Origin of the sequence: Paenibacillus sp. BK033, from assembly GCF_004345425.1 — a bacterium.
Lineage (GTDB): Bacteria > Bacillota > Bacilli > Paenibacillales > Paenibacillaceae > Pristimantibacillus.
This window is the reverse complement of the sequence record NZ_SLVP01000003.1, coordinates 240,372-256,511: the sequence shown is the minus strand read 5'-3', so window position 1 is coordinate 256,511 and position 16,140 is coordinate 240,372. Positions and strand designations below refer to the sequence as shown.

Here is a 16,140-nt window from a genome sequence, read left to right as displayed (position 1 = left end):
CCTTTTTCTTGCATGTCCACGAGCCTTTTCTTTTTTTTGTCACTCGTTTGTGCCTTCTTTTTCTTTTCACGATCCTTTTCTTTTTCTTCAAATCGCCCAGCTCTCCTTGGTTATAAGGCATATATAATTATTTGTATGTTATTTGACCATTCCGAGAGTGGATGAATAACTACCTTACAGCAAATTAAAAGACCGTAAACATTTCCCTTGGAGGCGATATATGCATGAACGGATTGAAGCTATTGCATCGTTTAAGGAGAAACAACGGTATGAACAATATTCTTTTATGAGATGGGTGATCTGAGTAATGTTTGTTCAAGTTTAAACAATTAAAGTAGAAAGATCCGGCAGATTCTGCCGGATATTTTATTTTTGTGATAATGGGGAAAAGCCATCCCGGCATACAGTGATTAGGAGATGTCTAAATGTCAGGAGGGATATCCGGATGACCACCGAGAGCAATAACCGAGCGGAGAATAACGCTAACATGGCAGCTCAAGCTGTGAACAACGCTCCGAATGCGGCAAACGCTGCAAACGCCTCGAATGCAGCAGTAAATGCAGCAAACGCGGAAAACGTTGCGGCTGCAGCCAACAATGCCCCTGTTCCAAACATGGCAGCTGTAGAGAACATGGCAATGGGGATGGAAAATAAGGGATACAAGACCGCAAACAATACGAACCCGCTTAATCAGGTTCATGTGTATGAGCCTTTTATCGGTCCATGCGATCCTTGTCCGCCGATGAAGCTAAAAACCTATGTCGTGCCGCCGAACCTGTTTATCCCGTACCAGCCGCAGGGGCTGCCTCAGTACTCGATTCACGAAGCATTAAGGCGGGGAACGCTGTGGCCGGCTCTCTACAGCTCCTATCAATCCAAGTATTACTTGTAAGGATTTCTTAGGGTTATGCTTTCGAAGTAAGAATTGCTTCGCAATTCCGGGTTAACGTTTACGAAGTAAGAATTATCACAAATGGCCAGAGAATGGCCAAACGGGTGACAATTCTTTGGGTTTATGCTTTCGAAGTAAGAATTGCTTCGCAATTCTTTTGAGGAGGTTGATTTTCTTGAGCATTGTTCTGGACGAACAATACTACAGCAAGCTGGAAGAGCTTCAAGCGATAAGTTTTGCCTTGGTGGAATTGACCCTCTATTTGGACACCCATCCGCATGATGCCCAAGCGATCCAGCAGTTTAATCAGCTTGCGATGCAGCAGCATCAATGCCGGCAGGCGTTCGAAAGCCTATACGGTCCAATGCTTCAATTCGGGAACAGCTTCTCGAATTATCCTTGGCAGTGGTCCCAAAGTCCATGGCCGTGGCAGGTGTAGTACCGAATTGAGCCTGTATTTCCACTTGAGAAAGGGGACGTGTCGAACGGATGTGGTTATATGAGAAGAAGCTGCAATATCCCGTAAAGGTAAGCAAATGCGATCCAAGGATGGCAAGATACTTAATTGAGCAATACGGTGGTGCGGATGGAGAATTGTCAGCTGCTCTTCGATATTTGAATCAACGTTATTCGATTCCGGATAAAGTCATTGGGCTATTAACGGATATCGGCACGGAAGAATTTGCTCATTTGGAAATGATTGCGACAATGGTATATAAATTAACGAAGGATGCGACTCCTAGGCAGCTGGAGGAAGCTGGGTTGGGACCTCATTATGTAAACCACGACCACGCTTTATATTATGCCAATGCCTCTGGGGTTCCTTGGACCGCAGCATATATCCAGGCGAAGGGTGATCCAATCGCGGACCTCTACGAGGATATTGCAGCCGAGGAGAAGGCGCGCGCTACCTACCAGTGGCTCATCGATATGACGGATGACGTTGATTTGCAGGACAGTTTAAAGTTCCTGCGCGAACGCGAGATTGTCCATTCCCTGCGGTTCAGGGAAGCGGTGGAGATGATCAAGTCCGACTGGGGAACGAAGAAGGTATTTAAGGTGTGAGGTAGGAATTAATATCCCCGAGAAATCGATAGACAGCAGCCGATTACTTTGTCGGCTGCTATTTGTGCGTTTGGCCGTGGAAATGACTTGGGAATGAAAATCTGTCTATGATTCGCATTGTCCCACTTCGAATGGTATGAAGAGCTTACAAGGATAAGTTTGTAAGTAAAAGTACGTCTTTAAAAAAGTCGTCCAGAAGCAAATGATAAGTAGAATTTGGAGTAGTGATTTAAAGACAATATAATATAGAATGTTTAATAAAATCGACATCATGCTATCTGGGAGGTCCTTACCGTGAATGCTCTGTTGCCACATCTATCGAGGAATTCCATGCGCTTCAAGCTGACAGCTCTGGTCATCGCTATTATTTTGCCCATACTTGCCTTGCTGCTATATAACACCTTTTATGCTATAGACGTCGTTAGGGAGCAGGTAGCGCAATCGAATAAAAATTTGATCTCGCTCTATATGGGACAGATCGATGGCCGCCTTGATGATGTCGATAATTATTTAATCAGCCTGGCGGCTACCAATTTGGATTTGCAGAGCATGCCGGACAATCGTTCTCCGCAAGAGGAGCTGTTAAGTAAAATCCGGCTGTCCAGAAAATTGTCCGATGATGTGCTGGTCTATAAAACGATTGACTCTTTGTTTGTATATACGGGAAAGGATGATTTACTGGAAGGCATTAACCTAAGCGCCTCTTATAAGGAGAGAGAAGCGGTACGAAATTATTTGAAGAATCACCTTAATTCAACGGAGCGCCCTTCCAAGGATTGGATCGTACAAAAGCTTGGCGATGAATATTATTTGTTGCGTATTCTGGCTACTGATCATTCTTATGTAGGTGCATGGGTAGATATCAATCAGCTGCTGATGCCATTAAAGCTAATAAATCTGGGTGAAAAAGGTGTTTCTTTGATGGTGACGGATGAAGGTAAACCGACGATTCATGCGGACATTGTAAGTGAGAATCGCATCCATTTGAATCGAAGCTTCGAAAGTTATTATATGTCCGGTGATAAAAATCGTTACCTGGTTGTAGGCGAACGCTCGATGAAGGGGGATTTCAGTTTGTTAGCGCTTATTCCAGATGAACAGATACTAGAAAACCTTCCTTATTTGCAGAAGATTTCCACTATTATCACTTTGGGATCGATCTTACTGCTGCCGCTTTTCCTCATTATGCTGCGCAAAATGGTCCTGCGTCCGCTCAACCGAATCATCTCGGCAATGAAATTGATTGGAGAAGGGAACTTGAACATTCGCATACAACCTTATCGTACAAGTGACGAGTATCAGGTCGTAAACAATTCGTTTAACAATATGATGAGTCAGATTGAGGAACTGCGTATCAGCGTTTATGAAGAACAGATCAATAAGCAAAAAGCAGAGTTGCAGCATCTGCAGTTACAAATCAATCCCCATTTTTTTATGAATTCGCTAAATATCATTTATACGCTTGCCCGTTCGGGTAAGACGAAGGTGATCGAGGAGATAACGCTCTGCTTGGTTCAATATTTCAGATATATGTTCAGAAGCAATCTAACGGTCGTGCCGCTTCAAGATGAGCTGAAGCATGTACGGAATTATTTGCGGATTCAGGAGCTTCGGTCGCCGACTGGACTTATTCCGTCCATTGATGTTCATGACAACGTTGCGGATGTTTACGTCCCGCCTCTTCTTATCCAGTCGTTTGTGGAAAATACGATTAAGCATGCCGTAACCTTGGATACACCCGTATACTTGTTCATTGACATTCGGATGGATCATGCCGGTGCAGCGCCGAGAGTGCATATTAAAATTAGAGATACGGGAAAAGGCTTCTCTCAGGAAATGCTTCAACTGCTTAATGGAAGCGAACCGATTCGAGACGACCAAGGCGAGCATATCGGCATTCGAAATATTCAACAGAGGCTCAATCTTTTATATGAGGGACAAGCAGATATTAAATTTAACAATGGAAATCCTTCCGGAGCCGTGATTGAAATTCAATTGCCGCTCGAGCAAAACAACTTGAAGAAGGTGAAGCATGGATGAATCTGCTAATCGTTGATGACGAAAGTATTGTAGTTGACAGCCTTTTATCGGATATTAATTGGTCTAAGCTGGGTATTACGGGCGTGTACACAGCATTCAATATTCGACAAGCGAAAGAGCTCTTCGAGGGTACGGCCATTGACATTATGCTATGCGATATCGAAATGCCGCAAGGGAGCGGATTGGATCTGCTTGAATGGGTAAGGGAACATTCGCAAACAACGGAATCAATTATAATGACTTGTCATGCTGACTTTCATTTCGCCAAAAGGGCAATGAAGCTCGGCAGCTTGGATTATATATTGAAGCCTCTTCCGTATGAGGAGCTGGAGATAGTCGTAGCGAAAGCAGCAGACAAAATTATGAAAGAAAGAGAAACGGTCAATCTGGGCGAAAAGTGGTTCCGTCATCAATCCATATTGAAGGAACGATTTTGGATGGATGTATTGAATCGTTCTATTTCTTTGCAAGCTTCTCATATCGAAAAAATGGCAACGGAACGCGGTATACCGTTTTGCGCTTCCGATAAATTCGTGCCTGTGCTTATTCATATTCAAAGATGGCACAAGTCCATCAATCAACGAGATGAACGCATATTGGAATATGCTTTAAAGAATACGGCTGAAGAAATGATGAAGGGCGAATCTTCCGTCATCCAGGTTATTCCTTTTACAAAAGGGTCACTGCTCGCAATCCTATCTTTTGAAGAAGCTCACAACTATAAGGAACAAGAGCTAAACCGTCTTTGCGAGCAATATATTACCGCTTGCCGCGGGTACTTCTTCTGCGATCTCACCTGTTATATTGGAGGGCAGGTTGATGTGAACCAACTTCCCGAGCTCGTGGATGAGCTGATCGTTACCCAGAGGAATAACGTGGCACATCATAATAAAGTGATGCGGCTTGGTTACGAGCCGTTTCGCATTAGCTCGACGATCCAAAAACCGGACCAGCAGATGTGGACGGTTCTGCTGCGCGAAGGCTCAAAGCAAAAAATCGTGATGGAAGCGGAGCGTTACTTGGCCAATCTTGCAAATGCTTTCGAGCTAGACGCGAGCGCATTGTATCTTTTTCAGCAATTCATAACGCAAACTCAGTACTATATGATGAGACAAGAAGGTGCCCCTTTCCAATCTTTATTCGGAGATATCAAACTGGTGGAACTGTCCGAGAATGCAACGCGATCGGTTCCCGATTTCCTCGCATGGATTTCCGGGTTCACGGAAACGATATCCGCGTTAAAGAACGAAAAGGACCTGAATCACAGTGTGATAGAGCATATCATGGCCTATATCGCTCAGCATCTGGACTTGCCATTGACGAGGGAAGAGATCGCCCAGCAGGTGCATTTAAATCCGGATTATCTTGATCGCTTATGCAAGAAAGAGAAAGGTATGTCCGTAACGGAATTGCTTGTGTTGGAGCGTCTGAAATTTGCGGAATCGTTGCTGCTGAAAACGGAGATGCCAGTCAGCAGGATAGCTGTAAGCGCCGGATATTCGAATCTGTCGCACTTTTCGAGGAGATTCAAGAAGCATACCGGGATGAATCCTTTAGAATATAGGCTTAAGTCTCTCTCGTAGTCTAAAATCCACATAAAATGCCGACCGTTCAGGTCGGTTTTTTTCTCATTTACATCGAAATACTTTTGGTCGAGATGAGGCAAATGAAAGGTCGATCACGGAGCAGTAGGCTTGTTCCATTCGCATTACTATAGAGAATATACAACAAGTGAGTGGAGAAAAGGGAGGATTGTTCGATGACAGAGGTCGTGATGGCAGAAGAGAAGCAGATCAGCGCGAAGAAAAAAGTCATGAAACTAAGGAAGTATATGCCGCTGATGCTGATGACCCTGCCGGGTATCTTGTATTTGATTATCAACAACTATTTACCAATGTTCGGAATTGTGATCGCCTTCAAGGATGTCAATTTTTCGAAGGGCATATTGGGCAGTGAATGGATCGGCTTCAAAAATTTTGAGTATTTGTTTAAGACAAGCGATGCCTTCATCATTACGAGAAATACGATCTTGTACAACACCGCATTTATCATTATTAATTTAATTGTTGCTGTAGGTATCGCTATTCTGCTCAATGAAATTCGAAATCGATTTCTGTCGCGGTTTTATCAGAGCATTATTTTGCTGCCGCATCTTATTTCCATGGTCATTGTCAGCTATCTGGTATTCGCATTATTAAGCGCTGAAACTGGATTTATGAACAAAACCATTCTTCCCATGCTCGGGCTAAACGAAATTTCTTGGTATACGGAATCGCAATATTGGCCATTTATTTTAACCGTGATCAATGTTTGGAAAAGTGCGGGATTTCTGTGTGTTGTTTACTTAGCTGCCATAATCGGCATCGATCAGGAGTATTTTGAAGCAGCTACGCTCGACGGCGCGTCCAAATGGAAGCAAATCTCGATGATTACGATCCCTCTAATAATGCCTGTTATTACGATGATGACGCTGCTGGCGATCGGGCGCATTTTCTATTCCGACTTTGGCCTGTTCTATCAGGTTCCGCTCAACGCCGGTGCATTGAACAGCACAACAAACGTTATAGACACTTATGTCTATCGAGGCTTGATGCAGCTTGGCGATATTGGCATGTCGTCTGCTGCTGGCGTTTACCAATCGATTGTTGGTTTTGTATTAGTTCTCATTTCCAACTATGTCGTTCGTAAAATCAACAGCGATAACGCTTTGTTCTAGAGAGGAGCTTAACCATTATGAACGCAGAAAATCGGACGATCCAATCGATTGGCCATATTACGATGATCCTCATTTCGGGTGCATGTCTTATTCCGTTCCTGCTGCTGGTCGTATCCTCATTGACGAGCGAGCAATCTATCCTTAGCAACGGGTATTCGTTTTTTCCGCAGGAGTGGAGCTTTTCCGCTTATGAATATTTAGGAAAGGCATCCGAAGAAATTTTTAGAGCATACGGAATAACGATATTTATTACGCTGACCGGCACGGCGACTAGTCTAGCGATTACATCCCTGCTTGCCTATCCGATGTCCAGGGGAGACTTCCCGGTAAAAAATCCGCTTGCCTTCTTCGTTTTCTTCACGCTTCTATTCAATGGAGGTCTGGTTCCGACATACCTGATCTACACGCAATATTTTGATTTGAAAAACACGATTTGGGCGCTGATAATCCCAGGGCTGCTAATGAATGGCTTTAACGTATTGCTCATGCGGACGTTTTTCATGACCTCCGTTCCGCTGCCGGTTATCGAGTCTGCCAATATCGATGGAGCAGGAGAGTTCAGGACATTTTTTTCGATTGTCATTCCGCTTTCGATGCCCATTATGGCAACCATCGGATTATTTCAGACGATCGCCTATTGGAACGACTGGTTTAATGGGCTTGTTTATTTGACAGATCCGAAGCTGTTCAGCATTCAAAACATTTTGAATCGAATACTGACGGACATACAGTTTTTATCGAGCGGGATGGCGGACTCGAGAGCCAGCGGTGCAGCACAACAACTGCCAGGCACTTCAGTACGTATGGCCATTGCCGTAGTGGGTGCTATTCCAATATTGATTGCTTATCCTTTTTTCCAGAAATACTTCATTAAAGGAATTACGATCGGAGCCGTAAAAGGATAACAGCTTTGTGATCAGGGGAAACGAGCACAAAGTCGATATGGTGCAAATGAGAGGTCGAGCTTGGAGCAGAGTGCTTGAAAGCATGATTATATAATGGGTACCAAGCTAGCGAGGTTCAACGAAATGGGAATGCGACCGTCAACAAATCGCTGGCTATACAATACACAATGAAATGGGGGATTCTCGATGGTTAAAAAAATGAAATGGTTGTCCGCATTAATGGCTCTTTGCATGATCGTGCTGTCGGCTTGTTCTTCTAATGGAGACAGCAATGGTGAAACGGCAAGCCATTCCGGAAGCGGAGGTGAAAAGCCTTATGAGCTAAATATTGTATTCCCTATTTTTGGCGGTGTGCCGACCGATCTGCAAGCTGTACAAGATCAAATCAGCAAATTGGCTTTGGAGAAGATTAATGCTACTGTCAAGCTGACTCCGATTAATTTCGGCGCTTGGGATCAGCAAACGAATCTGATGCTGACAAGCGGCGAGAAGATTGATCTTATGATGCTGTCCGGCAATACGTATCCGCTTAAGGTGGCCAAGGGCCAATTGACGGCGCTGGATAACTTGATTGAAGAGCATGGTCAAGGGATCAAGAAGGTATTCGATCCTGCTTATTTATCCGCCAGCAAAATAGACGGAAGCACTTACGGTGTCCCTTCGAACCGCGATCTCGCAACGAATTATTCGTTTGCGATGAGGAAGGACATGGTCGATAAATATAAAATTGATGTTACGTCCATTAAAACGTTAGATGATGTGGAAGCGGTTCTGAAGACGATTAAAGAAAACGAGCCAACTATGGCACCTCTTATACCATCCGCAGTTGGAGCATCGATCGCAGACAGCTATATTACTTATGATAGCTTGGGGGATTCGTTCGGTGTATTGCCAAATTTCGATAATGGGTTGAAGGTCGTCAATTTGTACGAAACGCCCGAATACGCAGCGCTATTAAACAAAATTCATAGCTGGTACAAAGCAGGATACATCCTTAAGGATGCAGCTACGAATAAAGACAGTCAGTTCGATCTGTTGAAATCAAATCGCGGCTTCGGCTACTTGGCAAAAACAAAGCCTGGTTTTGACGAACAGGAATCAAAGAACGGCGTTGCCGTTGTATCCGTTCCGCTTACCCTGCCTGTTGCTACAACATCTTCCATTACTGGCATTATGTGGGGTATTCCGGGCAGCAGCAACAATGCTGATAAAGCGATGCAATTTTTAAATCTGATGTATACGGATAAAGAAATCGTAAATCTATTCGATTGGGGAATCGAAGGCAAGCATTTCGTGAAAGTATCGGATAACGTTATCAAATTTCCGCAAGGCGTCGACGGAACGAACAGCGGATACAATTTGTTCATGGGCTGGTTGTTTGGCAACCAATTTCTTTCTTACACCTTTGAAGGCGACAACCCTGACATTTGGAAGCAAATGGAGGAATTCAATTCTTCGGCGTTAAAATCCAAAGCTTTAGGATTTATATTTGATGTTGACCCGGTAAAAACGGAGTTTGCGGCTGTGACAGCTGTCAGTCAGCAATTCCGTCTCGCCCTTGAAACGGGCATGTTGGATCCGGGTAAATCGCTTCCTGAATTTATTTCGAAGCTAAAATCAGCAGGAATCGACAAAATTATCGCTGAAAAGCAAAAGCAGCTGGATGAATGGGCGAAATCGAATAAGCAAGTTTCGAACTAGTATAACAATATTAGCGAGGTGCAGATGAAATGAAGCAATTGCCCTATCTCAATAATGAGAATGGATTAACAACTTTGTACGTGGACGGAGCACCCTATATCGCTTTAAGCGGTGAGATTCATAACTCCAGTTCTTCTAGTCTTGACTATATGAAGACGAAAGTTTGGCCGAATTTACGAGGCTTGCATTTGAATACCGTGATCGTGCCCGTATTTTGGGAATTAATGGAGCCCGTTCAAGGCCAATATGAATTTGCTTTGGTTGACGGCATTATCGATCAGGCAAGAGAAGAAGGCGTAAGACTTGTCCTGCTATGGTTCGGGCTGTGGAAAAACGGTCGATCCACTTATGCGCCTTCCTGGGTAAAAAAAGACTATGAAGCCTATTTCAGAGCGCGTTATCCGGGCGGAGCGGCATCGGATACGATTTCACCGCTATGCGACGCAGCCGTTGAAGCGGACGCCACGGCGTTTCATTCTCTGATGAAGCATTTGAAGGAAATAGACGGGGAGAAGCAAACCGTCATTATGATGCAGATCGAGAACGAAATTGGTTTTCTGGGCGCGGAAAGAGATTACTCGGATAAGGCTGACAAGCAATTTGAAGAGGCTATTCCTTCGGGCCTTGCTGCCCTATATAGTAAAAACGGGAACTGGAAAGAGGTGTTTGGCGAAGCAGCCGCTGAAAATTTCATGGCCTATCACTACGCATGCGCGATAGAAAAAATCGCTAAAGCAGGTTCGGAGGCTTATCCGCTTCCAATGTTTGTTAACGCATGGCTGGAGCAATACCCTTGGAAGGCCGGCACTTATCCGAGCGGCGGTCCAATTGCGAAAGTGATGAAAATATGGAAGCACGCTGCTCCGACCATCTGTCTGTATGCGCCTGATATTTATTTGCCCAATTTTGCCGAGGTTTGCGAAGAATATACGGCTGACGGCAACCCTCTCTTCATTCCGGAAGCAAGAAGAGATATGGTGTCGGCAACGAACGTATTCTACGCCATCGGAAAGCATAATGCACTATGCTTTGCTCCGTTCGGGATTGAGGATTTTCTTGCTGCTGAGACAAATGAAGACGGGCCGGATTTCGGAATCATGATGGCACTTAATATTGATATGTCGGCTTTCATCTTAAACGGTACCGGACCATATCTCGCCGAAAGCTATAAATTGCTCGGCAATATGATGGGTATCATTAACCGGTATCGGGGTACTGGAAAAATGACCGGTTTCCTGCAACATCATAACAGTGGATGCTTGCTAACTTTTTCGAAATATGATGTGAAGCTTACCTATAAACGGCAAGAGGAAGGCAAACCGGTTTCAGGGGGGCTGGTCATCGAGATTAGCGAGGATGAATTTCTGTTCGCTGGAATCGGGTTCTCGGTGGAATTTCTTCCGAAATCGGGAGAAACGGATAAGGTCGGCTACATTCAAATCGAGGAAGGCGAGTTTATAAATGATGAATGGATCAGAGGAAGAGTATTAAACGGTGATGAAGCTGCTTATATGATTTCGGTAGGTCGAAAACCAGCTGCTCTTAAAGTGGAGATGTATAAATATAAATAATCAAGCGATACGAAGGGATAAGGACGATGGCGTACCATAAAGTACTTGCCTCTGCGCGCCTTGGTTTCGTTCGGCGGCGGTGCCATGACCGATGGGCACCTCGAGCAAGTTTTAGCACAATTAAACGAAAGCAAATAAAGGAGACGATCCATGACAAGGCTGCCACAATCCGGCAGCCTTGTTTATTTGTAGGACAGTCTGAAGCGGTGCAGATGATCAAGTCCGATGGGGGAACAAAAATGTATATAACGTAATGGAACGGTATTTAATGTGGTTCAAAATGGAATAATAACGTGGATAAATAAGTGAGAAATCACGTTAAACAAGAAGAGGTGCCCCATGAGCAAACTACAACACGAAGAAAAAACGGAAATGGAAGGAAATACGCCCAATAAATTAACGTCGGCGGAAGTCGGGAAATTATGGGCGACTTTTATGGGGAACAGTATGGCCAGGTGTGTTTTGCGTTATTTTCAGCAAAATGTGGACGACGCAGATATTCGAAATGTTTTGAATGAAGCGTTACAACTGGCAGACCGATTAACGCAAACGGTCAAGGATATTTTCACGCGGGAGGGTCATCCGGTACCGGTCGGACTCACCGATGACGACGTAAATTTAAAAGCTCCCCGGTTGTACGCGGATGAATTTTATTTGCATTACTTGAAGTATACCGGTAAAGCGGGGATTAGTATCTACGGAATCGCTGTGCCATTAATGAGTCGTCAGGACATCCGCGAATTTTTTACCGATTGTCTCAAATCAACCATTAATCTAATCAATGACGTTAACGATTTGCTGGATGCGAAAGGACTTTTGGTCAAGCCGCCTTATATACCCGTTCCGGACAAAATCGATTTTATCAAAAAACAGCGGTATTTAGACGGTTTCTTCGGGGATATTCGTCCTCTTCAATCACTGGAAATTACCCATATTTACGATAATGTTCAAAATAACGCGACCAGTTGTGCGGTATTGGTAGGCTTCTGCCAAGCTGCCAAGCTGGATCAAGTTAGGAATTACTTCAAGAGAGGGAAGGATATCGCATTGAAACAATACGATATTTTAACCAAGCTGCTGCACAAAGAAGATTTGCCTACCCATCCGTTGATGAATCATCTCGTTACCGATTCAACCGTATCGCCATTTTCGGATAAGCTAATGCTTACCCATAAAATCGATATGTTTGCGATGCGGGTCCGAACATATGGCAATGCGTTGGCTTTTAGTGCAAGACATGATGTGTCGGCTACATTCGCGCGATTAATCATGGAAGTTGGAAATTACGTGGAGGATGGAGCCAATACAATGATTGATTTAGGCTGGATGGAACAGCCTCCACAAGCGGCAGATCGTAAATCGTTAACCATGGGGTAGGACATGGGTAGAGTGTCCCGCATCGAGGCGTTATTGTGGAGTATTGCTTTACCGGGATTCGGCCAGCTCCTTAACGGTAGATATGTAAAGGGCATCCTGCTGATTTCCTTGGAATTTCTTATCAACTTAAAGTCACATCTGAACGGGGCTATTGTAACGAGCTTTCATGGAGATATTCCAACGGTCGAGCCAACATGTATGGAATGGCTTATGTTCTACCCTTGTGTCTACATGTTCGGAATTTGGGATGCCTATAAGGATGCCGGGGAAGAACTGAACCCAAATACTGTATTCCCTTTTGCTTTCGGAGCTTTTTTCGGGACCGTTGGAGTTGTTTTTTCGAAGGGATTTTTGGGAGCGGTTTGGCTTGGGTTAATAGGAATCGGTGTTGGCGTTATAATCGGAATTGGTCTTTTCACTATCCTTCGGAAACGTTAAAAGACAGTGAACAGCCTCGAATCATGACGCTTTAATTACAGGACAGCAGCCGATACAGGCTGCTGTTTTTTACGCCAACGGAAGCTTAGTTCCAATAAGCAGCATTAAGCTGAACTCAGGAGTTAAAGGAATAGGAAATGAAGACAGAGCCAAAACGCTTAGTAGATGAAGGCATGGTGAATCGCAAACACAAGAAAGAGCTATTTGAAAACATCCAACAGCCCAATCCACCAATGCTCGGTAACCATACGCGTAACAGGACTCTATTGTGTAGACTAAAGACCGCCGTATAGGGTTCCTTTAAGCGTCAAGCATCGCTATGGAAGTATCTGCTATTTGATGCAGCCTTTTTTTATCGGTGGTCGTTCGAACCAATACTCTTAATCCAATCAGTGTAGTCTGCAAACTAGCCGCAAGAATTTTTGCATCCTTATCAATGGGAATCTCGCCCGACTGCTGACCTTTTTGAATGAGTTCTACCAGAACTTTCTCCGAGTTATTAAAACCTTCGTTTGTTATTTCGCGTACTTCCGGATCCCTCAAAGCCAGTTCGGTGGCTGAATTCACAAATAAGCAGCCCAACGGTCGGTCGTCGTTTACTTCAATCAGCAAATCAAAGATCAAGCGGATCGCCTGTTTCGCCGAACGACCGCGTGTTACTTCTGCCTGAATAGCTGCTGTTTTGTGTTTCTCGTATAGTTCCAACGTCTTTATAAAGAGGCTATGCTTATCGCCAAAAGTATCATACAGGCTTCTGCGATGTATCCCCATATGCGTAACAAGGTCCTGTAAAGAGGTTTTCTCATAACCCTTTTCCCAGAATAAATACATTGCCTTTAATAGGACTTCTCTCTCATCGAACTCTTTGCTTCTTGTCATCGTGTTCACCTCATCAGAATGATTTTATCATATTAGAACATTCGGTAAAAGTTTAATAGTGAACAATCAAATGTAAACCAATAATGCCTTAATCTAAGCATTCTTAGGTTTTGAAAAGCTGAAACGATTATATTTTTTTAAACATAAAAATACTGACCGGAAAAATTTATGAAATGTTAAGATTGCGCAGGATACATTGACTAAAGCGGATGGTTTTTCTATTATGAGAATGATCGATCTCATTACTGCGCAGGTAAAAAAATCGACAACCAAGAGGAGACCGGGAGAAATCATGAGTAATCAAAGCAAAGCAGGAAAGATGCACCGGAAGTCAGAAAATGATAATACGTTTTTATTCCTTACCGACATTAATTCCATCTTGGTAAGCGGGGAAGACACAAACGGGGAATTTTGCGTCGTGCATTGTTCGGTTAAGGAGAATGATGGTCCGCCGCTTCATATCCACGGAAACGAAGATGAATCTTTTTACGTGCTCGATGGAGAGTTAGAGATGACACTTGGGGATGAAACGTTTTTTGTGCAAAGCGGAGAATATGTCTTCGCCCCTCGCGGCATTCCGCATACCTTTAAGGTGAGGTCCAAAAAGGCTCGTTTCTTAGTCACGGCCTACCCTGCAGGCTTTGATTCTTTTGTAAAGGAATTGGGCACCCCTTACGTGGAAGGGATGGAAGCCCAATTGGAGCCCCCTACTCCTGAGTTTTTCCAGAAGCTCATACAAGTATCCAATAAATATAATATTACGTATCCGGGTCTTTAATTTTACCTTGAATGCTAGCGAATCTTTTTAGCCTACTATATCCATGCCAGAACATATTTACTGTCCACCATTGAACGAGCTTCAGCAGGAAAATGGAAGAGCAATCCGATTCAACCGGTAAAGTAACTCAAATCGTAAAATAAAGGCTACCCTTTGCCGTATACGGCAAAGGGTTTTCTCTATCCGTTGATCAATGTCAAACATTTAATCTAAATCCTGCAAGAAGTTTTTTCCTATCCTAAAATGACTAAACGGAAAAATTTATGAAATATTAAGTTTGCGATAGATTCGTTGACAAAACATTGTTGGAGTACCATTATGAGAATGATCGATCTCATTACTGCGCAGGTAAAAAAGTCGACAACCAAGAGGATTTCTATTCATCCGCCGAACTAGCCGATTTCCAGATAAAGCATGAAATGATTGCTATAGCGCAAAAGAAAGAGGTTCTATTATGTCAAAAATTATCATTCCCATTACACCTGTATACGGACATGTCGCTCCCATGCTGTCTATAGCAAAAGACCTTATTCGCCGCGGTCACGAGGTGACTATTATTACAGGATCTATATTCAAGGAAGCTGTCGAAAAGACAGGCGCCGCATTTGTTTCATTTACGGGTGCAGCCGATTGGAAGCCCGAGGAATTATTAGACCCCGAGCGACTCGCTCTCGAAGGGCCGACTCAGGTTAACTATGACCTGCAGCGTTATTTCGTTAGCGCTATTCCGAATCAATACGCAGCACTGCAACAAGAACTGAAAAAGTATGGAGACGACCAGGCGATTGTGATGGCAGAATCATTTGGATTCCCAATCTCGCCAGCATTGCACGGTGCCCCAGGCGTACGAGCGAAGGGTTATATAGTCGTTGGTGTTATACCGCTAGCAATTTCTAGCATGGATGCTGCGCCATTTGGCATGGGGCTCGAACCGGACGGCTCGGAAGAGGGACGCGCACGAAACATCGAGCTTAATGGCTTAATGAAAAATACCGTATTCGGGGATGCACAGAAGCTTTATGAAAAGGTGTTAAAGGATCTGGGAGCGGTCGGGGAAATACCGTACCTTCTTGATAGCTGCGTACTTGCCGACAGCTACCTTCAGTTGTCTGTAGAGGAGCTGAGTTATAAGCGATCAGACCTGCCCGACAGCGTCCGCTTCATCGGAGCGCTTCCTACCCCGCCTTCCGTTGAGGCTAAATTGCCAGTATGGTGGCCGGAAGTGTTAGAAGCTGAACAAGTTGTCGTTGTAACACAGGGAACCGTAGCAAACGGTGACTTCAGTCATCTCATTGAGCCAACACTAGAAGCGCTGGCTGACCTGCCTGTTCTAGTTATTGCCGCGACAGGCAGTAAGGATGAAGTCAAAAAAATACCGGCCAATGCGCGCGTCGCGGAATTTATTCCTTTCGTCGACCTCCTTCCGCATACCAATGTTCTCGTCACAAACGGTGGATTTGGCGGGACGCAGCAGGCATTGAGTTTCGGAGTGCCGATGGTATTGGCTGGAATCTCCGAAGATAAGATTGAGGGTAACGCTCGTACGGCCCATACTGGTGCCGCAATCAATCTCAAAACCCAAACACCAACGCCGGCGGCAATTCGGGAGGCGGTTCTTAACGTACTTAACAAGACGGAATTCTTGGCGAATGCACAACGATTGAAGGCGGAGTATGCTGCCCTTGATCCGTACACGTCCATCGCGAATGTCGTCGCCGAGTTAGAAGCCAAATCATAATATCCTTGTCATCTTAATATTGATGACCGGGAGGTAAGGG

At 44.3% G+C, this 16,140-nt stretch carries 14 protein-coding genes; 13 read left to right on the top strand and 1 reads right to left on the bottom strand.

The features are described from left to right. Window positions 1-643: 643 nt before the first annotated feature. From EV294_RS30895 to EV294_RS13410, 11 genes are all read left to right on the top strand, one after another. Entirely contained in the window at window positions 644-892 is a 249-nt protein-coding gene (locus EV294_RS30895) for a spore coat associated protein CotJA (RefSeq protein WP_132308021.1), read from the top strand. Window positions 893-1,067: 175 nt separating this feature from the next. Then, the gene (locus tag EV294_RS13455) at window positions 1,068-1,331 is read left to right on the top strand and encodes a spore coat protein CotJB (RefSeq protein WP_116394336.1); all 264 of its coding nucleotides are present in this window, start codon (window positions 1,068-1,070) and stop codon (window positions 1,329-1,331) included. Window positions 1,332-1,381: 50 nt separating this feature from the next. Then, the gene (locus EV294_RS13450) at window positions 1,382-1,957 is read left to right on the top strand and encodes a manganese catalase family protein (RefSeq protein ID WP_132307529.1); all 576 of its coding nucleotides are present in this window, start codon (window positions 1,382-1,384) and stop codon (window positions 1,955-1,957) included. Window positions 1,958-2,251: 294 nt separating this feature from the next. Beyond that, window positions 2,252-3,997, top strand: coding sequence for a sensor histidine kinase (locus EV294_RS13445; RefSeq protein ID WP_243711658.1), 1,746 nt, complete (start codon window positions 2,252-2,254; stop codon window positions 3,995-3,997). Continuing rightward, window positions 3,994-5,580 carry a response regulator transcription factor gene (locus EV294_RS13440; protein ID WP_132307527.1) on the top strand — a complete coding sequence of 529 codons (1,587 nt, stop codon included), beginning with the start codon at window positions 3,994-3,996 and terminating at the stop codon, window positions 5,578-5,580. The genes EV294_RS13445 and EV294_RS13440 overlap by 4 nt, the downstream gene beginning before the upstream one ends. A 176-nt stretch (window positions 5,581-5,756) precedes the next feature. Further along, window positions 5,757-6,713, top strand: a complete 957-nt coding sequence (locus EV294_RS13435; protein ID WP_243711657.1) for an ABC transporter permease — start codon at window positions 5,757-5,759, stop codon at window positions 6,711-6,713. 17 nt (window positions 6,714-6,730) lie between these two features. Beyond that, window positions 6,731-7,618: a carbohydrate ABC transporter permease gene (locus tag EV294_RS13430; protein WP_132307525.1), complete on the top strand. Its 888-nt coding sequence runs from the start codon at window positions 6,731-6,733 to the stop codon at window positions 7,616-7,618. A gap of 186 nt (window positions 7,619-7,804) precedes the next feature. After that, a complete protein-coding gene (locus EV294_RS13425; protein ID WP_132307523.1) occupies window positions 7,805-9,319 on the top strand; it encodes an ABC transporter substrate-binding protein in 1,515 nt (504 codons plus the stop codon). Between the two features lie 29 nt (window positions 9,320-9,348). Then, complete coding sequence (locus EV294_RS13420; RefSeq protein WP_132307521.1) at window positions 9,349-10,890, top strand: GH35 family beta-galactosidase; 1,542 nt, start codon at window positions 9,349-9,351, stop codon at window positions 10,888-10,890. Between the two features lie 339 nt (window positions 10,891-11,229). Continuing rightward, window positions 11,230-12,267, top strand: a complete 1,038-nt coding sequence (locus EV294_RS13415) for a DUF3231 family protein (RefSeq protein ID WP_132307519.1) — start codon at window positions 11,230-11,232, stop codon at window positions 12,265-12,267. 3 nt (window positions 12,268-12,270) lie between these two features. Further along, window positions 12,271-12,705 (top strand): hypothetical protein, encoded by a 435-nt coding sequence (locus EV294_RS13410; RefSeq protein WP_132307517.1) that lies wholly within the window; start codon window positions 12,271-12,273, stop codon window positions 12,703-12,705. 300 nt (window positions 12,706-13,005) lie between these two features. Here EV294_RS13410 and EV294_RS13405 read toward each other — a convergent pair whose 3' ends face one another. Then, window positions 13,006-13,584, bottom strand: coding sequence for a TetR/AcrR family transcriptional regulator (locus EV294_RS13405; RefSeq protein ID WP_132307515.1), 579 nt, complete (start codon window positions 13,582-13,584; stop codon window positions 13,006-13,008). A 223-nt stretch (window positions 13,585-13,807) separates the two neighbouring features. Between EV294_RS13405 and EV294_RS13400 the strand changes: the two genes are divergently transcribed. Together EV294_RS13400 and EV294_RS13395 are read left to right on the top strand one after the other, a co-directional pair. Beyond that, window positions 13,808-14,362, top strand: coding sequence for a quercetin 2,3-dioxygenase (locus EV294_RS13400; protein ID WP_132307513.1), 555 nt, complete (start codon window positions 13,808-13,810; stop codon window positions 14,360-14,362). Between the two features lie 454 nt (window positions 14,363-14,816). Then, a complete protein-coding gene (locus tag EV294_RS13395) occupies window positions 14,817-16,100 on the top strand; it encodes a glycosyltransferase (RefSeq protein ID WP_132307511.1) in 1,284 nt (427 codons plus the stop codon). Window positions 16,101-16,140: the final 40 nt, after the last annotated feature.